Source organism: Rossellomorea marisflavi (assembly GCF_001274775.1).
Classification (GTDB): domain Bacteria; phylum Bacillota; class Bacilli; order Bacillales; family Bacillaceae_B; genus Rossellomorea; species Rossellomorea marisflavi.
On the sequence record NZ_LGUE01000001.1, the window covers coordinates 957765 to 982421 of the forward strand.

The 24657-nt window shown below is 46.2% G+C and carries 28 protein-coding genes; 10 read left to right on the plus strand and 18 right to left on the minus strand.

Annotated features, from left to right (window positions below; translation table 11 throughout):
- Window positions 1-139: 139 nt before the first annotated feature.
- Complete coding sequence (locus tag AF331_RS04870; RefSeq protein ID WP_053427018.1) at window positions 140-553, plus strand: hypothetical protein; 414 nt, start codon at window positions 140-142, stop codon at window positions 551-553.
- A gap of 107 nt (window positions 554-660) precedes the next feature.
- Complete coding sequence (locus AF331_RS04875; RefSeq protein WP_053427019.1) at window positions 661-891, plus strand: hypothetical protein; 231 nt, start codon at window positions 661-663, stop codon at window positions 889-891.
- A 40-nt stretch (window positions 892-931) separates the two neighbouring features.
- Here the strand turns inward: AF331_RS04875 and AF331_RS04880 are convergent, their stop codons facing one another.
- Complete coding sequence (locus AF331_RS04880) at window positions 932-1777, minus strand: TetR/AcrR family transcriptional regulator (RefSeq protein WP_235576352.1); 846 nt, start codon at window positions 1775-1777, stop codon at window positions 932-934.
- 208 nt (window positions 1778-1985) lie between these two features.
- Between AF331_RS04880 and AF331_RS04885 the strand changes: the two genes are divergently transcribed.
- Window positions 1986-3524: a DHA2 family efflux MFS transporter permease subunit gene (locus tag AF331_RS04885; protein WP_053427021.1), complete on the plus strand. Its 1539-nt coding sequence runs from the start codon at window positions 1986-1988 to the stop codon at window positions 3522-3524.
- 136 nt (window positions 3525-3660) lie between these two features.
- On the opposite strand, the gene AF331_RS04890 is transcribed toward AF331_RS04885, so the two are convergent.
- The 4 genes from AF331_RS04890 to AF331_RS04895 form a co-directional block, all read right to left on the minus strand.
- The gene (locus AF331_RS04890; protein WP_053427022.1) at window positions 3661-3831 is read right to left on the minus strand and encodes a CsbD family protein; all 171 of its coding nucleotides are present in this window, start codon (window positions 3829-3831) and stop codon (window positions 3661-3663) included.
- A 199-nt stretch (window positions 3832-4030) separates the two neighbouring features.
- Entirely contained in the window at window positions 4031-4228 is a 198-nt protein-coding gene (locus AF331_RS22320; protein WP_160316487.1) for a hypothetical protein, read from the minus strand.
- Window positions 4229-4348: 120 nt separating this feature from the next.
- The gene (locus AF331_RS22325) at window positions 4349-4495 is read right to left on the minus strand and encodes a hypothetical protein (RefSeq protein WP_160316488.1); all 147 of its coding nucleotides are present in this window, start codon (window positions 4493-4495) and stop codon (window positions 4349-4351) included.
- A gap of 222 nt (window positions 4496-4717) precedes the next feature.
- The gene (locus AF331_RS04895) at window positions 4718-5101 is read right to left on the minus strand and encodes a VOC family protein (protein WP_053427023.1); all 384 of its coding nucleotides are present in this window, start codon (window positions 5099-5101) and stop codon (window positions 4718-4720) included.
- 110 nt (window positions 5102-5211) lie between these two features.
- Here AF331_RS04895 and AF331_RS04900 point away from each other — a divergent pair, with 110 nt between their 5' ends.
- The 3 genes from AF331_RS04900 to AF331_RS04910 all read left to right on the plus strand — a co-directional run bounded on the left by AF331_RS04900 (window position 5212) and on the right by AF331_RS04910 (window position 7656).
- Window positions 5212-5688, plus strand: coding sequence for an NUDIX hydrolase (locus AF331_RS04900; protein WP_053427024.1), 477 nt, complete (start codon window positions 5212-5214; stop codon window positions 5686-5688).
- A 3-nt stretch (window positions 5689-5691) separates the two neighbouring features.
- Window positions 5692-6264: a DUF4256 domain-containing protein gene (locus tag AF331_RS04905; protein WP_053427790.1), complete on the plus strand. Its 573-nt coding sequence runs from the start codon at window positions 5692-5694 to the stop codon at window positions 6262-6264.
- 117 nt (window positions 6265-6381) lie between these two features.
- On the plus strand, window positions 6382-7656 hold the full coding sequence (locus AF331_RS04910; protein WP_053427025.1) for a hemolysin family protein: 1275 nt from the start codon (window positions 6382-6384) through the stop codon (window positions 7654-7656).
- Between the two features lie 1046 nt (window positions 7657-8702).
- Here the strand turns inward: AF331_RS04910 and AF331_RS04920 are convergent.
- The 3 genes from AF331_RS04920 to AF331_RS04930 form a co-directional block, all read right to left on the minus strand.
- Window positions 8703-9173, minus strand: coding sequence for a staygreen family protein (locus AF331_RS04920; RefSeq protein WP_268786499.1), 471 nt, complete (start codon window positions 9171-9173; stop codon window positions 8703-8705).
- Window positions 9174-9249: 76 nt separating this feature from the next.
- Window positions 9250-10008, minus strand: a complete 759-nt coding sequence (locus AF331_RS04925; RefSeq protein ID WP_152915538.1) for a hypothetical protein — start codon at window positions 10006-10008, stop codon at window positions 9250-9252.
- A 106-nt stretch (window positions 10009-10114) separates the two neighbouring features.
- Entirely contained in the window at window positions 10115-11005 is an 891-nt protein-coding gene (locus AF331_RS04930; RefSeq protein WP_053427029.1) for a DMT family transporter, read from the minus strand.
- Window positions 11006-11136: 131 nt separating this feature from the next.
- Between AF331_RS04930 and AF331_RS04935 the strand changes: the two genes are divergently transcribed.
- Window positions 11137-12513, plus strand: coding sequence for an aminotransferase-like domain-containing protein (locus AF331_RS04935; RefSeq protein WP_053427030.1), 1377 nt, complete (start codon window positions 11137-11139; stop codon window positions 12511-12513).
- Window positions 12514-12581: 68 nt separating this feature from the next.
- Here AF331_RS04935 and AF331_RS04940 read toward each other — a convergent pair whose 3' ends face one another.
- The 5 genes from AF331_RS04940 to AF331_RS04960 form a co-directional block, all read right to left on the minus strand.
- A complete protein-coding gene (locus AF331_RS04940; protein ID WP_053427031.1) occupies window positions 12582-14009 on the minus strand; it encodes an alanine/glycine:cation symporter family protein in 1428 nt (475 codons plus the stop codon).
- Window positions 14010-14275: 266 nt separating this feature from the next.
- Entirely contained in the window at window positions 14276-16708 is a 2433-nt protein-coding gene (parC, locus tag AF331_RS04945) for a DNA topoisomerase IV subunit A (protein ID WP_053427032.1), read from the minus strand.
- The gene (gene parE / locus AF331_RS04950) at window positions 16708-18681 is read right to left on the minus strand and encodes a DNA topoisomerase IV subunit B (protein WP_053427033.1); all 1974 of its coding nucleotides are present in this window, start codon (window positions 18679-18681) and stop codon (window positions 16708-16710) included. The genes parC and parE overlap by 1 nt, the downstream gene beginning before the upstream one ends.
- A gap of 225 nt (window positions 18682-18906) precedes the next feature.
- Window positions 18907-19314, minus strand: a complete 408-nt coding sequence (locus AF331_RS04955; protein ID WP_053427034.1) for a CoA-binding protein — start codon at window positions 19312-19314, stop codon at window positions 18907-18909.
- Between the two features lie 76 nt (window positions 19315-19390).
- Entirely contained in the window at window positions 19391-20665 is a 1275-nt protein-coding gene (locus AF331_RS04960) for a purine/pyrimidine permease (protein WP_053427035.1), read from the minus strand.
- A 197-nt stretch (window positions 20666-20862) separates the two neighbouring features.
- Here AF331_RS04960 and plsY point away from each other — a divergent pair, with 197 nt between their 5' ends.
- The 3 genes from plsY to AF331_RS04975 all read left to right on the plus strand — a co-directional run bounded on the left by plsY (window position 20863) and on the right by AF331_RS04975 (window position 23140).
- Window positions 20863-21447, plus strand: a complete 585-nt coding sequence (gene plsY, locus AF331_RS04965) for a glycerol-3-phosphate 1-O-acyltransferase PlsY (protein ID WP_053427036.1) — start codon at window positions 20863-20865, stop codon at window positions 21445-21447.
- 145 nt (window positions 21448-21592) lie between these two features.
- Window positions 21593-22744 carry a CapA family protein gene (locus AF331_RS04970; protein ID WP_053427791.1) on the plus strand — a complete coding sequence of 384 codons (1152 nt, stop codon included), beginning with the start codon at window positions 21593-21595 and terminating at the stop codon, window positions 22742-22744.
- Between the two features lie 102 nt (window positions 22745-22846).
- Entirely contained in the window at window positions 22847-23140 is a 294-nt protein-coding gene (locus AF331_RS04975) for a HesB/YadR/YfhF family protein (RefSeq protein ID WP_053427037.1), read from the plus strand.
- A 33-nt stretch (window positions 23141-23173) separates the two neighbouring features.
- On the opposite strand, the gene AF331_RS04980 is transcribed toward AF331_RS04975, so the two are convergent.
- The 5 genes from AF331_RS04980 to AF331_RS21755 all read right to left on the minus strand — a co-directional run bounded on the left by AF331_RS04980 (window position 23174) and on the right by AF331_RS21755 (window position 24633).
- Window positions 23174-23479, minus strand: coding sequence for a hypothetical protein (locus AF331_RS04980; RefSeq protein WP_053427038.1), 306 nt, complete (start codon window positions 23477-23479; stop codon window positions 23174-23176).
- Window positions 23480-23484: 5 nt separating this feature from the next.
- Window positions 23485-23907: an acyl-CoA thioesterase gene (locus tag AF331_RS04985; RefSeq protein ID WP_053427039.1), complete on the minus strand. Its 423-nt coding sequence runs from the start codon at window positions 23905-23907 to the stop codon at window positions 23485-23487.
- Between the two features lie 108 nt (window positions 23908-24015).
- Window positions 24016-24225 carry a small acid-soluble spore protein Tlp gene (gene tlp, locus AF331_RS04990; RefSeq protein WP_053427040.1) on the minus strand — a complete coding sequence of 70 codons (210 nt, stop codon included), beginning with the start codon at window positions 24223-24225 and terminating at the stop codon, window positions 24016-24018.
- Between the two features lie 22 nt (window positions 24226-24247).
- Window positions 24248-24391, minus strand: coding sequence for an acid-soluble spore protein N (locus AF331_RS04995; protein ID WP_053427041.1), 144 nt, complete (start codon window positions 24389-24391; stop codon window positions 24248-24250).
- 95 nt (window positions 24392-24486) lie between these two features.
- Window positions 24487-24633 (minus strand): FbpB family small basic protein, encoded by a 147-nt coding sequence (locus AF331_RS21755; protein WP_079516113.1) that lies wholly within the window; start codon window positions 24631-24633, stop codon window positions 24487-24489.
- Window positions 24634-24657: the final 24 nt, after the last annotated feature.

Here is a 24657-nt window from a genome sequence, read left to right on the forward strand (position 1 = left end):
GAAAGGGGTCTTTTTCATTCATGCAGTCATCTTTATAATCTTTACAAACTCTTCATGGAATCCTTACACACAAGGAGCTTGGCATCCGTTATAGTAAAGGTATGAAAGATAAGGACATTATCAATTGGAGGGATTCATCATGACCCATCTGACCGAATTGATCAACCACCACATCGTTACAGCGGAAGTGCTTTATAAGGATTGGAAAAAATCCAGGGATGTCATCGATCATCAAGTCGAACAGTTGGAATTTTTATCTCTCAAATATTATCCTGCATGTGAGTGGTATTTCCAACACGATTACCCGTTCAAGCACCCTTCCATTGAAGCAGAAGCCTATTTCGGACCGATCCTTGGATATGATGAACAAAAAAATGACCTGTACGTATACCACGTTATGGATTTGAACGTAAAACGCATCAATCTCGATACGAACACCAAAACCGTAGTGTCATTTACAGAGCTGGTGAATGAAGGTTTTTATGAAGATGCATGCACAGGATTCAGTCATATCGAAGTTCTCACGGATTTCCAACTTGATCATCAACTGTAGAAGCCTTGGAGCCACGATGCCCCGGGCTTTTTTAATGCCTGCGTCCCGGGCGCGCAAAAACACTGTGAAACTGTTTTGAATAGGATGGGGGAGAGAGGAGGGAACTCATGCCCAACATGGAATCCAAAGGTCCTTATTACGGGCAGGCAACGGCTCCCGATGCCTCCTACGCCTATGGACCGTTTTCCCTTGCATCGTTCTATCCACCTGTTCCAAGAAGGCCCGGTGCCCCCGTTCTGACGCCAAAGGGAGTGGGCTATGGTTGCTACACGGGACCAGGTCGATATGGAACGGTATTAGGTCAGGGAACCCCGTTTTTTTACGTCAGCCTGGCATAAAGAAAGCCATGCAGGATCAAACCTGCATGGCTTTTTGCATCTAATCAAAAAACGAATGGATAAGAAGATTCAATTTGTCCAGGGCTTCCTGGGGGAATCGGTCGTTTTGGCGCAGTGTGTCCATCGCACTCTCGACAAGGAAGCGGCGGGGCTTCGGATGATGAAGCATTTCATCACGAATGAATTCAAGGAGCTCTGTATATCTAGGCGTATCACATAGCGGCTGCTGCTTCATGGAGAGGATGGCATGATGGAGTTCTTTCTGGAAATCAGGATCCTGATCCCGGAAGTCTGGCATCCATTGATCGATCAACTCATAATCGAAGAGCTGCTCTCTGGACTCGGCGGCTTCCTCTACTACCCGGACAATGCGGTTGACGCTATACTGGACGACGGAATGAAGATTGGCATCTGATCCTTCGAACGCGAAGGAATGATACTTGAGGTTCTGGTGAAGAATACCGATGAACATAATCGTGCAATCGAGCAGATACGTCTTATTCTCCTCGCCGAACAAATCAATGAACCGCTGATAGTACCAACGGAGCATGCGCAGTTGGCCGCGATGGAAGAACTCCTTCAAATCCTCATCATGGAGAACGACCACTTCATCGAATAACGTCAATAGCTTGTTCGAGCGGTTCGTTGCCACCTGTAGTTCGATCTGTTGGATGAAGATATCGAGATCATCGGCACTCTGTCCGATGAGGAGATCGTTCCTCTCCTTTTCCAGCTTGATATATATGGATTTGAACAGTTCCATCAATAATTCATTCTTGGATGAAAAATAGTTATAGAATGTACCTTTGGAAATACCGCTGTAATTCAGGATATCCTGTATGCTCGTGGCCAGGAAACCTTTTTCGATAAAGAGCTGATGAGACATTTTTATCACGTGCAACTTACGGTCTTTCATACAATCATCCTTTATACATAAACTACCTGTCTAGTTGTAATAGTACCGCAAATACACGGGTTCTACAAACCATTACGCAACCCGGAATTTTATGATTGCAAATTATAAACCAGTGGTATATGATGTACTTTGTGAAACAGAAGTCTAATAAATTAGACCCGTAGTACAGGAGGAGAAAATGGAACAGAAAATTAATGCAACAGGTAAACGCCCCCCTTATGGAATCATTGCCATTTTAATGATTGGAGCTTTTATCACGTTTCTAAACAATACACTATTGAACATTGCACTGCCATCTATCATGAAGGACATGGAGGTAGAACCGTCCACCGTCCAATGGCTGGCAACAGGCTTCATGCTTGTGAACGGGATCTTGATTCCGGCAACAGCATTCCTGATCCAGAAATATTCCGTCCGACGCCTGTTCCTCGCAGCCATGCTGCTCTTCACAGCAGGTACGGTACTCGCAGGTACTGCTGAGATCTTCCCGGTACTGCTCGGCGGAAGGATGCTTCAAGCATCAGGTTCTGCCATCATGATGCCGCTACTCATGAACGTCATGCTCGTAAGCTTCCCGGTTGAGAAGAGGGGAGCGGCTATGGGAGTGTTCGGATTGATCCTCATGTTCGCTCCGGCAATCGGTCCGACTCTATCCGGGTGGATCATCGAACATTATGACTGGAGGATGCTCTTCCATTTCATCACGCCGATTGCGATTGTCGTGCTACTGATCGGTTTCTTCAGACTCAAGGATAAAAAAGAGAAGCTTGCCATGAGATTGGATCTTTTCTCATTGCTCCTATCAAGCATCGGATTCGGTGGAATCCTATACGGCTTCAGTTCTGCAGGGGACAAAGGCTGGGATAGCCCATATGTATATGGATCGATTGCCATTGGTGTGATTTCCCTTGTCATCTTCATCATCAAGCAGTCACGTCAAGAACGTCCGATGTTGAACTTTAAAGTGTATCGCTACCCGATGTTCGCCCTTTCTTCAGCGATTGCCATGGTCGTCAATATGGCGTTGTTCTCAGGAATGATCTTGTTGCCGATCTATGTACAGACACTTCGGGGTATTTCACCGATGGATGCCGGACTGCTTCTGTTGCCGGGTGCGATCATCATGGCGATCATGTCACCGATCACCGGTCGTCTCTTCGATAAATTCGGTGGACGCATCCTTGCCATGACAGGTTTGACGATTACAGTGGTCACGACCTATGCATTCAGCAAATTGACACTTGATACTACGTACACCCATTTGATCATCCTTTATTCCGTACGCATGCTTGGAATGTCCATGGTCATGATGCCTGTATCCACAAATGGATTGAATCAGCTTCCTGCACGTTATTATCCCCATGGTACAGCGATGAATAATACGCTGAACCAGGTGGCAGGTGCCATCGGTACGGCATTATTGGTAACGGTCATGTCAACGCGTACCACGACGCACGGGGAAGAGCTCGCTGCTGAAGCCCTTCAGAAGGCAACAAGTGGTCAACCGACGGCTGCAGCCATGGCCGAGATGAAAGCCCAGATCGGTATGCAGGCGATGCTCGAAGGAATCAATGATGCATTCCTCGTAGCAACCTTCATAGCCGGTGTAGCATTGATCCTTTCGTTCTTCATCAAACGTGCCACGCCTTCTCCGGATCCGGAGGGGGCACCTCAGACGAACGAACCGAAAGCAACAACCAAGCTGGCTGAAAATTGATGTGATTACCGATGGACTTTCCAGGTCCATCGGTTTTTTGTTGGATGTTGGAACGAGGGAAGGAGAGGAGCGGGGCTTATGCGTAATAAAGACTAAAGGGAACTTCCATTTGGAAGTTCCCTTTATGTATGTCTGCTTATTTTTTGAAGGATTCCTTCATATCACCATACGCTTCCTTCGCTTTCCCTTTCCCTTTTTCCATGCGTCCTTTTGTTTCAAGGGATTTATCATCCGTTGCTTTTCCCATTTGCTTTTTAGCTTCACCTTTGTCCTGTTCTACGTTTCCTTTTACTTGATCTTTATTCATGTCGATTACCTCCTTAATAAGATACATCTTATTTACCCCTTTTTTTAGATCTAAACCCTATTGATTCAAATTTCATCCGGCAATCATGGCAGCGGTCATCTTGAAATGAATATAGGAGATGTAAAGGAGTTGTGGTACACATAAAGCGCCGTAAACAGTACATCACTGCTATTCGTTTCCACCTTCCATATGCTCCTTACTAATGGTTCACCCAGTGTGGACGAGTGCCATCGGCGACTGTATATCCACATATGTCCGAAAGCGCCCATATGCTAAGGGATTTACCATTGAAGACGTATACCTCCGGATCCAGTGCAAGATGTTTCACCGCTTCTCCGGTAAATGCCGGGGATTCCGATGCAAGGAAGTGGGGACGGTCGAGGCACATTCCCGCCATTTTTGTTCGGACAATTCAAGCTTGGCTTGAGCGAAGGAAGCCTGGAGTGAGGGAGAGGGCGGTGATGGTATAACCAGCCAGGTCTGTGGCGAGTGCTACGGCAAGGTGAATCGTGGAAACCTAGGCGAGGCTGTAATAAAGGTTTCCTCTGTAGCCGTAGTCCGTTCCGTCCGTGATTTCCACCATCAGACCTGAACGGTTCCTCTTCAGGAGCGGGACCGCATGGGCAAGCGTTTTGAAATGGATGTAAACGGCCTTTTTTTGCATGTGAAGGCCTTTAGAGAAAACATGCTGCGTATTTATTTTGGAATTACTGTAAAAAATGTCATAATTAATGATTATTAATGGCCTAAAACCGGGAAAAGTGCCGTTTTTACGAGGGAGGGAACATTTGTTCTGTATCAGTAAGAACAATTCAGAAGGGTGGCATGCTGCTTTTGCTTTGATAGGAAAGGATAGCTTGCTGACTGTCCGTATACCCTATGTAGGTTATTCGTTTATGTAGGTAGAGAGTTCAATCAGGTTGTTGTCCGGGTCACGTATGTAGATGGAACTAATGGGGCCAAGAGAGCCGGTTCTTGTCACGGGACCTTCTTCGATGGCTATTCCAAGAGCGGTGAGATGTCTCAGGAGGGAGTCTGAATCCAGACTGGTGATGAAGCACCAATCAGCACTACCGGGTGTCGGATGGGCTGCTTTGGGCACGAATTCACGCTTGTATTCGTGCAAGTTGATTTTCTGGTCACCAAACGCCAAGGCTTTCCGGCCATTTCCAAACGTCATTTCCTCCATCCCCAATACCTCGGTATAGAACCGAAGGGAATCTTCCAAACTTTTGACTGTCAGAACTACGTGATCCAATCGCTTAATCATAGTCGATCATCCTTTCTCTAGTAGATGAAGGCACTTTGACATGGCCTACACCAAAACGCTTCATTATCCAGTATAATATATAAATACGAGCAATATGAAGGGGGCATTGAATGGACCATATTAAAGAACTTCGAAAACGAGTTGGACACAGACCTCTTATCCTGGCAGGGGCGGTGGTGATCATTCTGAATCAACACAAGGAAATCCTCCTTCAGCAAAGAACGGACGATGACTGGGGGCTTCCGGGTGGACTGCTGGAACTGGGTGAAAGCTTGGAGGCAGCGGCGATCAGGGAAGTAAAGGAAGAAACCGGATTGGAGGTCGGGCAGCTCCAGCTACTTGGAATCCACTCTGGAGAAGACTACTATTTCAAACTGGCAAATCAGGACGAGCTGTATTCTGTAACTGCCGTGTACGAAGCGGGTGACGTGAGGGGAAAAATGGAGAAGGACGGAAGTGAATCCATCGATCTCAGGTATTTTTCACTCCAAAATCTCCCGATAGGACTTACCGATGAATATCTCAGCTACATAACACCCTATCTTGACCGTCTGCTTGCGGATAAAAATAGGAACATGGAGGAATGAATGATGACAGCATCCACAAATGAACACAAGCACCTTTCTCATGAGGAGATTGATAAACTGATAAGTACGTTGAAGGATCGCTTCCATGCCCATATGCACCGACACGAAGGAATCGAATGGGAAAAGGTCGAGCAAGCCCTGAGGCAAAAGCCAGAAAAACTATGGTCATTGAATCAGATGGAGGAAACGTTTGGAGAACCAGATGTGATTGGAATAGAAGAGGGGGGCAGCTACGTGTTTTGCGATTGTTCGAAGGAAAGCCCCAAAGGTCGGAGAAGTACCTGTTATGACTTAAAGGCGCTTGAGTCGAGGAAGAAGCACAAGCCTGAGCACAATGCCATGGATTTGGCGGCTTTCATGGGAATCGACCTACTGACCGAGGATCAATATCGCTCCATTCAAAAACTAGATGAATTCGACCTGAAGACGTCGAGTTGGATTCAGACTCCTCAGGATATAAGGAACCTTGGAGGAGCTTTATTCTGCGATCGTCGTTACGGAAAGGTATTCGTTTATCATAACGGAGCAGAATCCTATTATGCTGCCAGGGGCTTCCGTGGTGTACTCTATATATGAGGGAGCGGCTTCACTAGTCAAATTACTGTACATGAAGGAAACCGATACGTATAATATGCCCTGAAGTTCATCCCAAGAGGATGGAAACGACTGAACCACTAGGAGAGTGAACGTTTTTTGGACGAATTACCTGTTTTATCGATTGTTATACTCATTGTGTTGATCCTGCTTTCTGCCTTTTTTTCATCAGCAGAAACGGCTTTCTCAAGTGTCAACAAAATACGATTGAAAAACTTTGCTGACGAAGGAGTCAAGGGGAGTAGAAAAGCCTATAAGATCGCAGAAGACTTCGACCGGGCCCTTTCCACCATCCTCGTTGGAAACAATATCGTAAATATCGCAGCCGCAAGTATATCGGCAAAACTTGCTACCGACTTTATCGGAGGGAATTCAGGTATTTTCATCAGTACTTTCGGTATGACTGTTTTGATCTTGATATTTGGAGAAATCCTTCCGAAATCGCTGGCAAAAGAGCATGCAGAGCGGTATTCTCTGTCAATCTCAGGGATTCTATTTCTGCTGATTGTACTATTGACGCCTGTCAACTTTGTTTTCATCAAACTGAAGGATGCTGTTTCGAAGATGTTTTCAAAGGGAGAAGGGCTGCCTTCGGTCACTGAAGATGAGTTAAAAGTGATGCTTGATATTGGTCAGGAAGAAGGCGTGATCGATTCTGAAGAGCGGGAATTGATCAATCGATCGATGGAGTTCGATGATATTGCTGTCACCGAAGTCCTCACGCCTCGTGTGAAGGTGAAAGCAGTGGACATCAATCAGCCGATTGAGGAAATCAAAGAACTTTTCTTTGAAGAACGCTTTTCACGAATTCCCGTGTATGACGGAGATATCGACACAATCGTCGGTATTCTTTCGGAGAAGGAGTTTTTCACCCATTTGCTTAAATACGGTGATGTCAGTGTAAAAGAGTTGATCCGGGATCCCAAGTTCGTTTTTGAAACAACCAAAATTTCTTCGCTGCTTCCAAAGCTTCAGAAGGAGAAGGTCCATTTAGCAATTGTCGTAGATGAATTCGGCGGGACGACAGGTATCATTACGCTAGAAGACATCCTTGAGGAAATCGTCGGTGAAATCTATGATGAACAAGATGAAGAAATCCAGCTTGTGACTAAAATATCTGAGCACGCATACAGCTTTGATCCACAGTTCCCGATCGATCAATTCTCCACCCTTTTCGAACTCGCCGAACCAGAGACCACCTATCATACGCTTGGAGGTTGGGTAGCTGAAAGGTTTGGAGAAATACCGGCAGTAGGGAACCAATTCTCATATGAAAAGCTTACCGTCATTGTAGAAGACGTAGAAAATCGTAGAATAAAAAAAGTCAAGGTGGAAGTAAACAAGATTCCCGAAGAAGAAACACCTATAGATTGATTGATGATCTCGGGTCCCATCTCATAGCACCCTTCGGCCATTACTGCTTAGCCAGTAGTGGTCGAAGGGTGTTTTTTTACGTGGAGGGGGAAAGGAATGTTCCACTTTTTGTTCATGTGATATATGTAATTAAGTGTAAATAAAGGAAAATGGAGTTGAGAAGCGAATAGTGCATAATAAGGCATTAAATGAAGGAGTCTTACCGGACTCTTTGAACGATGCGATATAGGAGGAAAGCAATATGGCTGATTCATCTCAACGATCAGAAAAAGAAGGACAGTCACTTGAAGATTTATTATACTTTATTGTCTTTACAATCGCTGTAGCGTTCATTCCTTGGATTAATTCGACTGTGGAAATCGTATGGATCCGGGTTATAATAGGACTTCTTTATGTAGTCATTTTGCTTCGAGTAGTCAAGGTTTTGACCAACTATGAGATTAAACATGGTTTTAACCGAAAGTACCGATTTTTTCCGCATTATATGATCTATATTGTGATTTATCTTGTGTTCAAATACTGGTTAACTGAATGACGCGTTTGTACGGTAAAGGTTCATGGTGGACACAGTATTACATTCAATCACAGTCTTATAAGGACTTTATTTATGAGATGAAATCGATCTGAACGGGTATCAGGCATCTGCAGCATATGATCAGTATAAGTGGGGAGTGGTTAGGTAAGAGACAGTCTTGCTTTTTCTAGTTTACATAATATTTATTATAGGAAGCTGAGTGAATTTCATTATTTCAGTCTCGTATCATAAGTATACTTATTTCAGTGAGACAGAATAAAAAATTTTGAATTTCTGCTATTGAACCATTTTTAGCGTTTTTTATAGCCTTACTCAATGTTTATTACGTAACCATTATTCATAACGTTTCATAGAGTTTCTGACTCATTTCATCAAAATTTCTTCAAACAATGACACTTGCTGGCATAATTTCTCCTAACCGTTGGTTGCATCACTGTTGACCTTAAAGTTTAAATTAACTACACAAACGAATAATTTCCACTTCCTTCTAAAATGTAAAAAAGCATAAAGATCAGGAATCCTTATGCTCAGTCTCCCACCTATATTGTCTGGGTGTTCCAAAATAAACCACTTGATCATACTCCGGGAAAATCGATTCAAAATGGATCGTGATCGGTGCATCCAATAGCCATGGATGGTATGTGAAAAATCCAGCATCACCATTCACGATGGCTGCTAATGCGGTCCCCATCTCCCTTTTGAAGATCATATAGCGAACCTGCGCCATCTGCCGGTCGAATTCCCCGCCGGTGATGTAAACGCGTCCATTGAGCCGGTATTGGCCCTCCTCCCTCACCCACTCCGTCAATACTTCATCCCTCATATAGGGATTGATGGCAGACATATCGTATTCACAGCCGATCGTCACAAACAGCTCTCCCGTTGAATCGGAATGAGTCATTGTATATCGCCTGTGGTCAATGGGTGCAAAAATGGATGCAGGCGGGTTGTATGTGACATGCAGACGTCCTGGATCGATCATATTCACAGCATAAGCCTCCTTATGGATTGTTGGGCTCACTTACCTTCAGAATATGACGAATGGGCTTGTAGGGTGCCTAGCGATCCGTTTTCCATACAATCTTCATGAGGGTCCACTTCCCATCTTCGTAATACCAATAGGAGATTGCCGTACCGACACCATCTGCACGGTAGGCTCCGCTGATCTGCTGATATCCTTTCAGCCCTTTTCCCTTCTTACCCCGTATCTTGGTTGGTTCAAAAAAGGCAATCGGTGCAACCATGAGTTCCGTCGGTTCATTCAGGATGCCTTTTGTAAAGATGCCAAGCCGCTCGTAATCATCTTTCCGATCCGAAAGGTCTACCGTATACGACTGCTGTGTGTCTTGGAAGGAAATGACCCCTTTATACTGATCTTCAAAATGTGCATCAATCGTAATTCCGGAGGGAAGATCCAATTCCTGAACCTTTCCTCCTTTCGCCGTATGAAGGGCATTCTCATACAACCCTCCACTTCCTCCAGTCGCCGCACGGTATAAAAGATCTTTGACTCCGTCATGATTGAGATCAGCAAACGTTATTTCCGGTTCGTAGCCTCCCTCATAGTCGATTCTGAGTTTACTGCCTTCAGATGTTGTGATCGTGGCCCATATTTGTTTTAAGAACAGCGCATCCGGCTCAAATGGGATGGCGTTCAGTTTGATGATATCCCGTCTACCATCTCCCGTTACATCTTTTTTGTAGGTCTTGATTGTCATGGTCTCCGTTAGAGGAGGGTCAGTCAGGCTGTTCCCTGCAATCGCATGCAGAGACATCAGGAAAAAGGCCCCGAATGCAAAAAGCAATTCTTTTTTCATCATTCATTCGCTCCCCGCTATTTATATTCCTTAGTATTTTCTCTCAATGCAGGGAAACTATGCGAACTATACAGAGGCTCTTTCGTCGGTTAGTTAAAGAACCGTTCTATGAAGAGCGCGGCTTTATACCCTTCACCGGCGCATCTTTCCCAATTGTGACGCATAAGACCACGATGACGGCAAAGGCGATGGTCAACCAGGAGACGGGTTCTCCTAGAAATAGAAATGAAAACCCAATCATGAAGAAGGGCTGTGCATATTGAATTTGCCCTACTTTCGCAATGCCCCCCAATGACATGCCTCCATACCATGCGACATACGCAAGGAATTGGCTGATCACCCCAAGGTAGAACAAGCTCAACCACGCCAAAAGTGGTGCCTTCAGCATATCAACATGTACATTCAGGACTACTGGTATGAGAAAGAATGGTGCACCGATCAGAATGGCCCATGCAATCACCTGCCAGCTGCCCAGTTCCTTTGCTAGTTTTCCTCCCTCCGCATAACTCAACCCCAGTATCACGACTGCAGACAATAGTGCCATATCCCCCATCTGTACGTGTCCAAAACCCAGATGGACTGCATAGAGTATGACAGTGGCGGCAGCAATTAAGCTAGCCGTCCAGTAGCGTCTTGAAGGCTTCTCTCCTCCTCGCCAAATGGCGAATCCTGCAGTAGCAAGCGGTAAAAGAGCGAGCTCGACAGCTCCGTGGGATACAGGTAACGATTTCATTGCGAATGTCGTCAATAGGGGGAATGCCAGGACAGCACCTCCCGCTACGATCACTAAACTGATTATATGCTCTTTTCCAGGCAACGCCTGCTTCTTGAATGTAAAAAGAAGGCAGACCATGACCGCCGCTATGATCGTCCTCCCCAGTCCCACAATGGTTTGACCAAAGTACGGAACCGCGAATCGGGTAGCAGGCAGCGTCAAACTGAAGGCAACGACCCCTATCAAGCCAAGAAGCATTCCCTTATTGAATGGATAATTCATCTTATATCTCCTTCCCAAGTCCTTTGTAGTCCTTCATAATGCTAAGTACAGATGAATTGTAATCCGCTTTGCTTATTTTTCATATGATGGAATTAGTCAACTGTCCTGGGACAGATGGGAGGAGCCGCAGCATGTCAGCGACAAAATACATACACATCGTAGATTGGATCATGCATGAATTGGATCAAAACCGGTTGCATTCTGGTATGAAACTACCATCGGTACGGTCTCTTGCCACTCAATTTCAATGCAGCAAGAATACGGTCGTCAAAGCATTAGAAGTGTTGAAACAAAGTCATATCCTGTATCCCAAAGAGAAAAGTGGTTATTTTGTTGTCGATGACTACAAGAAGCCGCTTACGTCAAATGGCCAGATTGATTTTTTATCGGCTGGCCCCGATCCCGACGTACTGCCTTATGAAGATTTCCAGCACTGCATGAACCAAGCCATTGACCGTTATAAAGAGCAGTTGTTCACCTATAATGATGTCGAAGGGCTCACTTCATTGAGGAATGAGCTTGTACGCTATCTGCAAAATATGCAAATATTCACCAAGACCGATCATATTGTGGTCACCAGTGGTTCTCAACAAGCTTTGCATATACTGTCGTTGATGCCATTTCCGAACGGGAAGAAGACGATCCTCATTGAAGAGCCTACCTATTTTGGGATGATCGATGTCCTGACGCTCCACCATATCCCGACCATGGGAATCCGTCTGTCGAATGATGGAATCGATTTCGAAGAGCTTGAAAGAACGTTTAAAACAGGAGATATCAAATTCTTTTATATCGTCCCTCGCTGCCATAATCCCCTGGGTCATCAGTATACGAATGCTGAAAAGAAAAAAATTGTGGCCCTCGCCAAAAAATACGATGTGTATATTGTCGAAGATGATTACTTAGGGGAACTCGATTCCGATCCAAAAGCCGATCCGCTCTATGCCCATGATCAGAATGATTGCGTCATTTATGTAAAGAGTTTTTCTAAAGTGTTCCTTCCAGGATTGAGGTTGGCTGCTGTCGTTCTCCCGGAGGGACTCATCCCCTCCTTCTCACAATACAAATTTAGTGCGGATTTCAATACTTCCCCTCTGACTCAAGGAGCCTTGGAAATCTATTTGCGAAGCGGGATGTTCCACTATCATATCCAACGGGCCAAAGAGGTATATGCAACGAAACTTGCCCTTGCCCTCGATGCCTGTAAAACGCATCTGCCTCTAGACATACTCTATACTAAGCCGGTAAACGGCTTTTATCTGACCATCTTTCTACCTGAACGAATCAATGTTAATCGCCTGATCAGGATGCTTGCTGATAGGAATGTGCAGGTTGGTGATACTTCCGGGATGTTCTTGAAAGCCGATGGAAACAAAGCCATAAGGATCAGCATCTCTCAGGTGGATCAACAATCTATCAGTGAAGGGATCTTCCATATTGCCGTGTGCATAAAGGCATTCCAACAGAAAGCTACATTCAATCCTTTATCACTGACCTCCAATCGATAATCCATACAAAAAGGTCGATCCCGGAATGGGATCGACCTTTTTGAGATGAGTCACGCACTAGAATGATGTCAGTTAATCTTTTTTTCTTGTTTAGGTTTAGGATCCCAGCTTTCGATTCCTTTCAGTCCTTCAATGGAATCTGAGTAGAAGACCGGGTCTTTCCCTTCTTTCTTCTGCTGTCGGTAATCCTTTAGGGCCGCGACAGCAATCCTACCGAGCAGCGTAATGGCGATGAGGTTGATGATCGCCATCACACCCATGAAGAGATCGGCGAGGTCCCAAACGACTTGCAGGTCGACCATGGCACCGAATATGACCATCCCTAGAACCGCTAATCGGTAGATGAAGAGTGCGACGGGACTGTATTTGATGAATTCGATGTTCGTCTCGCCATAGTAGTAGTTTCCGATGATGGAGCTAAAGGCGAACAGGAAGATGGCAATAGCAACGAACGTATTGGCCCATGCCCCTACATGCGTGGTGAGGGCTGCCTGTGTCAGCTGAATGCCATCCGTCCCACCCATGTACTCATTTGAAAGGATGATGATGAATGCTGTTGATGTACAGATGATCAAAGTGTCTGTGAATACCCCTAACGTCTGGATGAGTCCCTGTTTTGCTGGATGGGTGACCCCTGCGCTTGCTGCTGCATTCGGGGCACTCCCCATACCAGCTTCATTCGAGAAAAGCCCCCGTTTGATCCCCAGCATGATGGCTGCTCCAACCGAGCCGCTTGCGACTTCCCTGATACCGAATGCATTTTCGAAAATAAGGGCGATCATACCCGGGATTTCCGTCACATTAAGGATCAAGATGAACAATGCGAGTAAAATATACAAGATGGCCATGACAGGAACGACAATCTGTGTCACACTGGCAATCCTCTTGACTCCACCGAAGATGATCACAGCCGTAAGGACAGCGAGGATGATCCCTATCGTCAAGCGGTCGAACGAATAGGCCTCATTCATGGCCAGTGAGATCGTATTGGATTGAACCGAGTTGAACACGAGCCCGAAACAGAAGGTAATGATGATGGCAAATAGGATCCCCATCCACCTTGCGTTGAGTCCCTTCTCCATATAATAGGCAGGTCCTCCGCGGAAGCCATCCTTCCCGTCTTTTACCTTGTAGATCTGGGCGAGTGTACTTTCAATGAAGCTGGTTGCTCCCCCCAAAAGGGCGATAAGCCACATCCAGAACACGGCCCCGGGGCCTCCTCCTGCAATGGCCGTGGCGACCCCTGCAAGGTTGCCTGTACCGACCCTGGATGCTGTACTGATCGTAAAGGCCTGGAAAGAAGAGATGCCCCGCTTTCCTTCGGCTGAAACGGTATTCTTGTCCGTCAACAGCCTCCCCATTTCTTTGATATATCGGAATTGTACGAATTTAGTCCGTATGGAGAAATAGATTCCTAGTCCGATCAAGCCTGCAATAAGTATGTACGTCCAGATGATGTCGCTCGTACCGGACATGATTTTGTTGAATAATTCCATCAAATACCTCCCATATGTAATCTCAGTGTTGATTTACCCTCATTCTTTTTGTCTAATCCCTTTCTTCACATTTTTTCCAAAAAATCAGAAAAAACCTAAAAGCGGGTGAGATACCCTAGGTTTTTTTATAATTTACCTTATCCAACTATATTAGTCCATGGTAATTAGGTCCAGAATATGTGCTGGTCGGGTGACTTATGGCCTTGATGGCTATATAAACAGACACCCGGACGAGGGACATGCCTTCTTCCGGGTGGAACCTTTCCTTATTCTTGGTCAGGTACTGGCTCTGCCCAAAGCTTGGTAACTGCTCCGCTGTCTCCTTCATCAATGACAAATGAGCCGTTGGAGTATCGGTCATTGAACCGGATCGATGATACCTGTACCGTTTCAAGCTTGCCTTTGCTGGTGAGCAGAGTGACGCTTTGCTTGTCTGAAACAATTTCAGCGCCTGATACGCGGTGGGGATTCGATTTGAGTTCCCTGAGCATGATGACGCCGCGCTTGGCCCTGCCGGTTTTTTCGAACTCTGAGAGCTTCATCTTCTTGATGGCCCCGCGATGAGTCGCGAGTACCACCGCTTGTTTGTCCGGAGTCGTGATGATCTTGCCTGAAACGACGAAATCGTCTTCTTTCAGGTTGATTCCCTTCACGCCCGCTGCACGCGGTCCGACCGTGTTGACTTCTTCTTCGGCAAACCAGAGTCCATAGCTGCTGTTGGTGGCAAGGAAGAGATCATGTGTCCCATCCGTTACATGCACATCCACAAGTTCATCGTCACCCTTTAGATTGATGGCGACAAGTGGACGGGAGTAACGCTGTGCCTTATACTGCAGCATCTCCGTTTTCTTCACCATTCCGTTTTTCGTGATGAACATGAGGTACAGGGACGGATCGAATTCTTTAACCGGTACCGCTTTTAGGACCTGTTCATCCTTATCGATCGGTACGATATTGCCGATATGCTGCCCAAGGTCCTTCCAGCGGATATCCGGCAGTTCATGAACCGGGCAGTAAACGTAATTCCCTTTGTTCGTGAATACAAGTAGCACATCCGTCGTATTCATCTCATATTGCCCAAGGAGCCTGTCGGTTTCCTTCATGGCAAGGTCCTGTCCGTTGGATGCCGAGTAGGAGCGGAGACTCGTACGCTTGATGTACCCGTCGCTCGTGACGGTCACCATGACATCTTCGCTTGCAATCAGTACCTCGAGATTGATCTTAAGCTCCTCGATCTGATCTTCGATGATCGTACGGCGGTCATCGGCAAACGTCTTTTTGATTCCTTTGAGCTCTTTCTTGATGACACTTGCGAGTTTGGATTCACTGGCAAGGATCGCGCTCAGTTCTGTGATCAGCTTATCAAGCTCCTCCGCTTCTTTTTGAAGAGCCGTTATATCCGTGTTGGTGAGTCGGTATAGCTGGAGGCTTACGATGGCTTCTGATTGGGCCTCTGTAAAATCGAATTCACTGATCAGATTGTTTTTTGCGTCCCGTTTATCTTTGGATGCCCGGATGGTTGCAATCACTTGATCCAGGATCGACAGTGCCTTCATCAATCCTTCTACGATATGCTGGCGGTCCTTTGCCTTATTCAAGTCATACTTTGTCCGATTCGTCACCACTTCTTTCTGGTGAGCGATATAGGAATCAAGAAGCTGTCGGAGTCCCATCAGTTTAGGGCGTCGATTCGAGATCGCCACCATATTGAAATTATAGGTGATTTGCAGATCGCTGTTTTTGTAAAGGTAATTCAGTACACCCGTCGCGTCCGCATCTTTCTTCAGTTCAACCACGACGCGTAGCCCCTGACGGTCCGTTTCATCTCGCACTTCAGCAATACCTTCCACTTTACGGTCGACCCTGAACTCGTCCATTTTCTTGACGAGGTTGGCTTTGTTGATTTCGTATGGGATTTCCGTAATAACGATCTGCTGTTTGCTCCCGCGGATGCTTTCAATCTCCGCTTTTCCGCGAACGACAATTTTCCCTTTCCCTGTTTCATAGGCTTTCCTGATCCCGTCGATGCCTTGGATGATTCCTCCGGTTGGGAAATCAGGCCCTTTCAGGACGGTCATCAATTCTTCCACCGTACTGTCAGGGCGATCCATCCTCATGATGGCCGCATCAATCACTTCTCCGAGATGATGAGGAGGGATATCCGTCGCATACCCGGCCGAGATTCCTGTTGAACCATTCACCAAAAGATTCGGGAATCGTGAAGGAAGGACGGTGGGCTCTTCGGACGTGTCATCGAAGTTCGGAATGAAATCGACGGTCTTTTTGTCGATGTCCCTTAAAAGTTCCATGGAAATGGCGGAAAGCCTGGCTTCTGTGTAACGCATGGCAGCGGGAGGATCGCCATCGATGCTCCCGTTATTCCCGTGCATTTCAACAAGATACTTCCTGACTTTCCATTCCTGACTCATCCTCACCATGGCATCATAGACTGATGTATCTCCGTGGGGATGGTAGTTACCGATGACATTACCGACCGTTTTGGCCGATTTTCTGAACCCTTTCTCCTGTGTGTTGCCATCCACATACATGGCATAAAGAATCCTGCGCTGTACAGGTTTCAAACCGTCCCGTGCATCGGGAAGGGCACGTTCCTGAATGATGTATTTACTGTAACGACCGAAGCGGTCTCCGATGACCTCTTCAAGAGGCAGATCTTGATAGCGTTCCACTGATGTCATTATTGCCCCTCCTCTGCGACCATGATGTTCTCATTTTCAAGGATGCTTCCTTCTTCTTCAAGACCGAAGGCAACATTGCTTTCGATCCACTTCCTCCGTGGCTCGACTTTATCACCCATCAGAGTGGTGACACGGCGTTCCGCTCTGGCTGCATCATCGATCTTCACGCGGATGAGAGCCCTTGTTTCTGGATCCATCGTCGTTTCCCAAAGCTGATCGGCATTCATCTCACCCAGTCCTTTATATCGTTGGATCATATACCCTTTTCCGATTTTGGCGACTGCACCCTTCAGCTCTTCGTCTGTCCATGCATATTCGATCTTTTCCTTTTTTCCGACGCCTTTGCTCACTTTATAGAGGGGTGGAAGGGCTATATACACCTTTCCTGCTTCTACAAGAGGCTTCATATAGCGATAGAAGAACGTCAATAAGAGAACCTGTATATGGGCCCCGTCTGTATCCGCATCCGTCATGATCACGATCTTATCGTAGTTGATATCATCGACATTGAACTCAGGACCCACTCCTCCACCGATTGCATGGATGATCGTATTGATTTCTTCGTTCTTGAAAATATCCGCAAGCTTGGCTTTTTCCGTATTGATTACTTTTCCTCTTAGGGGAAGGATTGCCTGGAATTTCCGGTCCCGACCTTGTTTCGCTGATCCGCCTGCGGAATCACCCTCCACAAGATAAAGTTCATTCCGCTCCGGATTCCTGGATTGTGCCGGTGTCAATTTACCGGATAGTACGGTTTCGGAACGCTTACGCTTTTTGCCATTCCTTGCTTCTTCCCTTGCCTTACGGGCTGCTTCACGCGCCTGTGCTGCTTTGATGGCTTTCTTGATCAGCAATGAGCTTGTGTCGGGATTTTCTTCAAGGAAATAGAGCAGGTGCTCGGAAACAACAGCATCCACTGCGGAGCGTGCTTCACTTGTCCCTAACTTCCCTTTTGTCTGGCCTTCGAACTGAAGGAGTTCTTCCGGTATACGGACCGAGACGATGCTTGAAAGTCCTTCCCTGATATCGGTTCCTTCAAGGTTTTTATCGCGCTCTTTCAGGATGCCTGCTTTCCGTGCGTATTCATTGAACACCCTCGTCATGGCCGTCTTGGCTCCCGCTTCATGTGTTCCGCCGTCCTTGGTGCGGACATTGTTGACAAATGAAAGGATGTTTTCTGAGAATCCATCGTTGAATTGGAAGGCAAATTCAACTTCGATGGTGTGATTCTCTCCCTCGAAGAAGGCGACTTTATGAAGGTTGTCCTTCTCTTCATTCAAGTACTCCACGAACGCCTGTATCCCGCTTTCGTAAAGGAATACATCTCTTTGATCATGTCGCTCATCAATAATCTCGATTTTAAATCCTTTAAGAAGGAAAGCTGATTCCCTAAGACGCTCACAAAGGGTGTCGTAATTATAGGATGTTGTGCTGAAGATGGTCGGATCGGGCTTGAAGTGGATCTTAGTACCCGTCTTTTTGGTCGTCCCGATCTTCTCGAGCGTTGTCTCAGGCTTCCCGCCGTTGATGAACGTCTGTTGATATTTCGTTCCATCTCTTTCAATCGTGACGGTCAGCCATTCTGAAAGGGCATTGACAACGGATGCACCGACGCCATGAAGTCCCCCGCTCGTTTTGTAACCGCCCTGTCCGAATTTCCCTCCGGCATGGAGGACAGTCAGGATGACTTCCGGAGTCGGTTTTCCGGAACGGTGCATTCCCGTAGGCATCCCACGACCTTTATCCTGCACGGAGATGCTATTATCTTTATGTATGGTGACGATGATTTCGTTACCGAAACCGGCTAACGCCTCATCCACTGAATTATCGACGATTTCATAAACCAGATGATGAAGTCCCCTTGTATCGGTGGACCCGATGTACATCCCCGGCCGTTTTCTTACGGCTTCGAGGCCTTCCAATACTTGAATGGCATCATCATTGTAATCCATGGTCTTTTTCTGACTGGCCACGAACATTCCCCTTTCAACACTTTCACTTACTTGTCTATGTACTACTATACCATAAGAACGCATGTTCGTTCACCCGTAAAAAGGTGAACCACTATGCTTTATTTTAGCGTTATATTTAAATTTCGCAAATGAAAATCCCTGTTTTTACATAATCCCGGATAACATTTTTATGCATGCATGTCACAGAAAAAACAAGCGGCAACATTCGCCGCTTGCCTTGAAATCCTATCTTGTTAGGGCATGTTCCACTTTGATGCAGCGATCCATGATGACCGTATAGCCTTTTTCTTTCAAGAACGAATAGGCCTCTTCATTCATGACACCGAGCTGGGACCAGAATACAGGTGAATCGATTTCATCAAACTCGCGGGCAATATCAGGCAGAAACTCGGAGCGTCTGAAGACATTGACGATATCGACGGGCCCTTCGATATCTTTCAAGCTGCTGACAGCCTTCACCCCAAGCGCGGACTCGATCGTGGGATTGACAGGTATGATATCATAGCCGCTTGCTTGCATCGCCTGTGAAACAGAATAGGAGGTCCGGGCGGGATTATCACTCAGTCCGATGACCGCTATCCGCTTCGACCGTTTCAAGATGCGACCGATTTCTTCTCTACTTGGATTCTCCATGGTTGTTAACCTCCTTTAGACATCACTATTCCCTTAATTCTCCACCCTAATCTCCGATTCCTTTTTGATTCAACAATTAGCTGCTTTTTTTCATCAGGATCTGTTCGGTTATGATTGCTACGATCGTGCCAAGAATAAGACCATTATTCAAGATTGAAGCAGCGATGACTGGAAGGCCTTCAAAGGCACTGGCCGGTACCCCCATGGCGCCTACACCGATGATCAACGCGATTCCGGCTGTAAAGTGGACACGCTCCACCTCTTTTACCTTTCTATATTCGTCCAGGGCGAGGCCGACCATCTTGATGAAGATGACGGTGGTGACTGCGTACCCGACTGGTGCCGGGAGGCTGGCAAATACATTCATCACTTTCGGTACGAAGCTTGCGACGACGATGATGATGCTTCCGAGTATGAACGGTAGCGTAGAGAAAAGTCTGGTAGAAGCAACAAATCCTGCAGCTCCTGAGATCGGGACGGAGCCGATTGCGGAGAAACCTCCACCAAGAAGCTGATTGATACCCGCAGCAATACCACTTTGCGTGTAGCGCACCGGGACCTCCTTTCCGCTCTTTTTCATCACTTCTTCCATGACCCGGATCGAAGCAATCATGTTCGTCGTCAACAGGAAGGTGATAAAGATGGCCGTCACAATGATCCCCGAATCAAAGACGGGTTTTCCGAAAGCAAACACCTCCGGAAGGGAAAACCAGCTGCTAGAAACAGACGTGGTCTTGGTCAGTCCTAAAAGCCCAAAGATGATCCAACCGCCAATCAAGGCGAAGATGATCGAATAACGACGGAGCCATTGAACCTTGTGCCCCTGCAGGAAGAGAGCGATGAGGATCGTAAGGGCGCTGCCGAGAAGGACGAGCCAGTTGAACGGCTGCCCCTCATGCTGGATGCCGAACATCCCCTTGATGAACGAACCGCTCAGCTGAAGGATCAGAAGCATGAGGTAAATAAATGTGATCGTAGGAGTGAATAGAGTGGTCAATTTTTTTAATAAACCTGTTAAGGACAGGATAATAAAGATGACTCCGCTTACAATCATCCCCCCTTGAAGTACGCCCAACACTTGACTGTGTGCATCGTACAACGTACCGGCAAATCCCGCATAAATGGTGAACACACCCCACCATAAACCGGCTGGTCCTTCATTGATCGGCAGTTTATGCCCGATGAGCGCCTGAATCAGACTTGCGGCACCTAATACGAAAATGGTTCTCTGGATGAATCCAGCCGTCTCGACAGGAGACAGTTGGAATAGGTCGGCAATCGCAATGGGAGCGGCAATGGATCCTGCGATCATGAATGCCATCCACTGGAGTGCGGCTAAAACGAGTTGCATGTTGACACCTTCATTTCTATTTTCTAGTCTAACGATTCATTTTAACATATCTGTGACACTGTGAATCATATGTTATAGAAAGGCACTCACTATCTACTTTTAAGAACAGGTACTAATTTTTGCAGTATTTTTCCCCAACAAATAGGTAAAACATGTTACTATAAGAGTGGATTAGTTATATCAAAGGAGAAATGAATATGATCTTAGCCCTTATACTCGTGCTATCCTACCTACTGGGCTCCATCCCCTCAGGACTATGGATTGGAAAATCCTTTTACGGAATAGATATACGCGAACACGGAAGCGGAAATCTTGGCGGAACCAATACCTTCAGGGTGCTGGGTAAGAAAGCCGGGATGACCGTGACCGCCATGGATATCCTTAAAGGAACGGCTGCAACGCTCATCCCTTTGCTTTTTGCCAGTACACATGATTATCAGCTCCTGGCGGGAGTCGTAGCCGTCGTGGGTCATATGTTCCCGATTTTTGCAGGGTTCAGAGGAGGAAAAGCGGTTGCCACCTCCGCAGGCGTCCTCCTTGGTTATGCCCCATTGGTGTTTGCCATCCTTTTGGTTGTATTCTTCATCAGTCTTTACTTGAGCAAATATGTGTCACTTTCCTCGATGATGGCAGGTGTGTTCGCCTTCATCTATACGTTGATCATCTGGGATGTTCCCCTCATCATCGTCGTTGGCGTACTCACAGCTTTTGTGATCTACAGACATCGAAGCAATATCGCCCGTATCAAGAATAAGACCGAACCGAAAGTCACGTGGATTTGATGCATTCCCTAAAAGCCCATTTCAGGGCTTTTTCTTTTGCTTTTCGCCACTTTAACATGCTGAATCCTGCATCAATTTAAAAAATTTCGCCTATTCGCTTCATTTTTGTGTAAAATAGGGTGGAGTCAACTAGTTAAAAAGGATGATGAATGTGAATAAAAAAATGATCGGACTCGCGATTGCCTTTCTATTACTGATTGCAGTCGGTGGTCTTTTGAGCATGCAGATTAATGATGCAAGCACGAAATCAGATGCAATTACTTCTGATAAGCATGTAGTCAAACAGCTGCAAGTGAAGGATAAGTCCATTGAAACAAGCGCCACCATTGCTGGGATCGGGGACATCCTTCTGCATGACCGTGTGTATGAAGATGCGGAAAAGGATGGTTCATACGACTTTGCGCCCATGTTTGCCGGTGTTAAGGACATTCTCAACTCCCCTGACTTCCTTATTGCCAATCAGGAGTCGGCGCCTGGTGGCACCAAGATCGGATTGTCCACCTATCCGTCCTTCAACAGCCCCCATGAAATCGTCGATACCCTCCAGGACGTTGGTGTGGACGTCGTGACAACGGCAAACAATCACTCCATCGACCGTGGTGAAAAAGGGCTCTTGAGTGCCATCGATTATTATGAGAAGGTGTCCATGCCATATGTGGGAACGTTTAAAAATCCGGAAGATCAGGCAACGATCCGCACGTTCAATGTCAATGGTATCAAATTCGCTCTCTTATCGTATACATACGGAACAAACGGCATCCCTGTGCCTTCCGGTAAAGAGTACCTCGTCAATCTGATCGATGAAAACAACATGATCAATGAAGTTAAAAGGGCAAGGGAACTTGACGTGGATATGGTCGTAATGAGCCTTCACTGGGGAAATGAATATGAACGATTTCCAAATGAAGAACAGAAGCGGCTGGGGAAACTCATGACAGATAGCGGTGTCGATATCATCTTGGGTCACCATCCTCATGTACTGCAACCTATCGAGAAAGTGAAGACAGAAGATGGACGTGAAGCGGTCATCGTGTACTCATTGGGAAATTTCCTTTCAGGGCAAAAGGAGGATTACAAGGATATAGGCGGCATGGCTGTCATAACGGTGAATAAAACGATTCAGGATGGTCGTGTGACCCTCTCCTATCCATCAGTGGACTTCGAACCGACGTATGTGTCAGAACAAGGGAATTCAAACTATCGTCTACACCCCCTTTCAGAGGCGCATAAAAAAGGCTTGATCTCAAACTCTGCAAAAGAAATCAACACGCATATGTTTGAGGGAATTGCTCAATAAGAAGGACGTACACGAGCTCATGACTAGTGGTTTCCCTTTGTTCAAGCTATAATAAGGGGGAACCTGAAGGTTGAATACATATAAAGAAGGGAGTCTCGGTCGATGAAGATACATCTATCAGATGAAGCACTTGCCTGGTTTAAAGACGAAATGCTCGTAGATGAAGGCGAGTATGTCCGCTTTTATGTGCGATACGGAGGATCCAGTCCTTTGCATGATAGCTTCTCACTCGGAGTCAGCAAGGAAGAACCGATTGAAGCAGTGGAAACGTTGAAAAAGGCTGATCGGACATTCTTCATTGAAGAACGAGATCTATGGTTTTTTGACGGGCATGACCTGTTCGTAGAGTTTGATTCCAAAAGACAAGAACCTGCTTACGAATATAAAAAAGCATAAGAAAAAGGCTGGCCGTCAAGGTCAGCCTTTTTCTTATTTCATTTGGAACCGTTCAATATGATCCTCTAGCCCTTCGGCCAGGAGGACCTGCAGTTGTTTGTCACCAAGGAGGTCAAAATGGGGATAGCCGCTATGACGATGATCGATCCATTCAGGCTTCAGCCCATACCCTATCCCCCACTCTATGAGTGCGTTCAAATTGGAGCAACCCGCCTTCGTGACGGTTTTTGCATCTGGGAATCGGGGATCCAGCCAGTAGTGTGTCAAAAAGGCGATTTCTCCTTGTTCCACCCGAGCTTTCCATTGGTTCAGTTCTGAACGGTTGATGCCAAAGGCCATATCGATCAGTCCTTTTTCTTCGCCTTCTCGTATGCTTCATGCCATTCCGGGAACGTCTTCCGAATAGACACTGGACGGAAGGATTCTTTTTTGACGCAAGCATGTCTTGACTCACCACTCAGGGCGAGCTTATTATCGCCATTATAGATTTCGTATCCGTATGTAACACGAATGCCATCATATTCTTCAATCCATGTTTTGATCAATGCCTTTTCCCCGTATCTGACTGGTGTCTTGTAAGCGACGTTCAAGTCGATGACAGGAGACAGGATTCCCTGTTGTTCCATCTCTACATATTGAAAGCCCAGGTCTTCAATGAGTTTCGTTCTGCCGAGTTCCATCCACACGAGATAATTGGCGTGATACACGACACCCATTTGGTCCGTTTCTGCATAGCGTACTTCAATGGTTTTTTCTGATATCTGCATAGTAATAGCACCTCTTTTTAAAGTCCATCCCATTTTAACATAACATGGGAAAGGAATGAATTGTGGTGCTTAGCAAGAAAGCCACCCGTAACGACGGGTGGCTTTGCATTATGACTGCGATTCATCTTTGATTTCTTGACGGAATGATTCGATGCTATCCTTCCGTCTTTCATTCTTCTGACGAATGGACTCGAGCTGTTCCTCACTGTCTGTATAGGCCATGGATTCTTCAGCCTTATCAATGTTCTCCAGCGTATTCTGGACCATACTCTGAAGCTTCTGTGCGTTGTCACGTCGATCGTCTGGACGATGATTCATACCAAGTTCCCCCTTTTGAGCTTTATTCACCCTTTGTTTGAATCACTTGTGCATGTTTACCTGATGTATCTTGCATCTGTTTTCCTTTATTGCCTCCGGCAGCCCTCTGCTGGGTACCGATATGGTTAGGAACAAACTGTTTGCTGTTGCGCTTCGGATTACTCATGAAAATCCCCTCCTTACTCATTAGTCTGTCCATTCCTTTTGATCGAAACAGTCGAAATTTTTGGCAGGAAAAAGACAAAAATAAAAAGCCGATGGTTACTCGGCTCTGTCTAATGAACGCTTGATCTCATAACGTGCATCGATTCGTTCCTCAATGGCATTCATGGCATCCTGATCAAGCATCAGCTGCTTTTTATTTTCGTTAACTAAATCAGTAAAGCTTCTTTTCCTTGGTCTTCTCATGGTACACCGCCTTATCATCAATGA

What these genes read in the sequence shown, in the direction of transcription:
- AF331_RS04870 (WP_053427018.1), top strand. Translation starts at nt 140, where the DNA reads ATGACCCATCTGACCGAATTGATCAACCACCACATCGTTACAGCGGAA.
- AF331_RS04875 (WP_053427019.1), top strand. Translation starts at nt 661, where the DNA reads ATGCCCAACATGGAATCCAAAGGTCCTTATTACGGGCAGGCAACGGCT.
- AF331_RS04880 (WP_235576352.1), bottom strand. Translation starts at nt 1,777, where the DNA reads ATGTCTCATCAGCTCTTTATCGAAAAAGGTTTCCTGGCCACGAGCATA.
- AF331_RS04885 (WP_053427021.1), top strand. Translation starts at nt 1,986, where the DNA reads ATGGAACAGAAAATTAATGCAACAGGTAAACGCCCCCCTTATGGAATC.
- AF331_RS04890 (WP_053427022.1), bottom strand. Translation starts at nt 3,831, where the DNA reads ATGAATAAAGATCAAGTAAAAGGAAACGTAGAACAGGACAAAGGTGAA.
- AF331_RS22320 (WP_160316487.1), bottom strand. Translation starts at nt 4,228, where the DNA reads ATGGCGGGAATGTGCCTCGACCGTCCCCACTTCCTTGCATCGGAATCC.
- AF331_RS22325 (WP_160316488.1), bottom strand. Translation starts at nt 4,495, where the DNA reads ATGCAAAAAAAGGCCGTTTACATCCATTTCAAAACGCTTGCCCATGCG.
- AF331_RS04895 (WP_053427023.1), bottom strand. Translation starts at nt 5,101, where the DNA reads ATGATTAAGCGATTGGATCACGTAGTTCTGACAGTCAAAAGTTTGGAA.
- AF331_RS04900 (WP_053427024.1), top strand. Translation starts at nt 5,212, where the DNA reads ATGGACCATATTAAAGAACTTCGAAAACGAGTTGGACACAGACCTCTT.
- AF331_RS04905 (WP_053427790.1), top strand. Translation starts at nt 5,692, where the DNA reads ATGACAGCATCCACAAATGAACACAAGCACCTTTCTCATGAGGAGATT.
- AF331_RS04920 (WP_268786499.1), bottom strand. Translation starts at nt 9,173, where the DNA reads ATGATCGATCCAGGACGTCTGCATGTCACATACAACCCGCCTGCATCC.
- AF331_RS04925 (WP_152915538.1), bottom strand. Translation starts at nt 10,008, where the DNA reads ATGAAAAAAGAATTGCTTTTTGCATTCGGGGCCTTTTTCCTGATGTCT.
- AF331_RS04930 (WP_053427029.1), bottom strand. Translation starts at nt 11,005, where the DNA reads ATGAATTATCCATTCAATAAGGGAATGCTTCTTGGCTTGATAGGGGTC.
- AF331_RS04935 (WP_053427030.1), top strand. Translation starts at nt 11,137, where the DNA reads ATGTCAGCGACAAAATACATACACATCGTAGATTGGATCATGCATGAA.
- AF331_RS04940 (WP_053427031.1), bottom strand. Translation starts at nt 14,009, where the DNA reads ATGGAATTATTCAACAAAATCATGTCCGGTACGAGCGACATCATCTGG.
- parC (WP_053427032.1), bottom strand. Translation starts at nt 16,708, where the DNA reads ATGACATCAGTGGAACGCTATCAAGATCTGCCTCTTGAAGAGGTCATC.
- AF331_RS04955 (WP_053427034.1), bottom strand. Translation starts at nt 19,314, where the DNA reads ATGGAGAATCCAAGTAGAGAAGAAATCGGTCGCATCTTGAAACGGTCG.
- AF331_RS04960 (WP_053427035.1), bottom strand. Translation starts at nt 20,665, where the DNA reads ATGCAACTCGTTTTAGCCGCACTCCAGTGGATGGCATTCATGATCGCA.
- plsY (WP_053427036.1), top strand. Translation starts at nt 20,863, where the DNA reads ATGATCTTAGCCCTTATACTCGTGCTATCCTACCTACTGGGCTCCATC.
- AF331_RS04970 (WP_053427791.1), top strand. Translation starts at nt 21,593, where the DNA reads ATGAATGTGAATAAAAAAATGATCGGACTCGCGATTGCCTTTCTATTA.
- AF331_RS04975 (WP_053427037.1), top strand. Translation starts at nt 22,847, where the DNA reads ATGAAGATACATCTATCAGATGAAGCACTTGCCTGGTTTAAAGACGAA.
- AF331_RS04980 (WP_053427038.1), bottom strand. Translation starts at nt 23,479, where the DNA reads ATGGCCTTTGGCATCAACCGTTCAGAACTGAACCAATGGAAAGCTCGG.
- AF331_RS04985 (WP_053427039.1), bottom strand. Translation starts at nt 23,907, where the DNA reads ATGCAGATATCAGAAAAAACCATTGAAGTACGCTATGCAGAAACGGAC.
- tlp (WP_053427040.1), bottom strand. Translation starts at nt 24,225, where the DNA reads ATGAATCATCGTCCAGACGATCGACGTGACAACGCACAGAAGCTTCAG.
- AF331_RS04995 (WP_053427041.1), bottom strand. Translation starts at nt 24,391, where the DNA reads ATGAGTAATCCGAAGCGCAACAGCAAACAGTTTGTTCCTAACCATATC.
- AF331_RS21755 (WP_079516113.1), bottom strand. Translation starts at nt 24,633, where the DNA reads ATGAGAAGACCAAGGAAAAGAAGCTTTACTGATTTAGTTAACGAAAAT.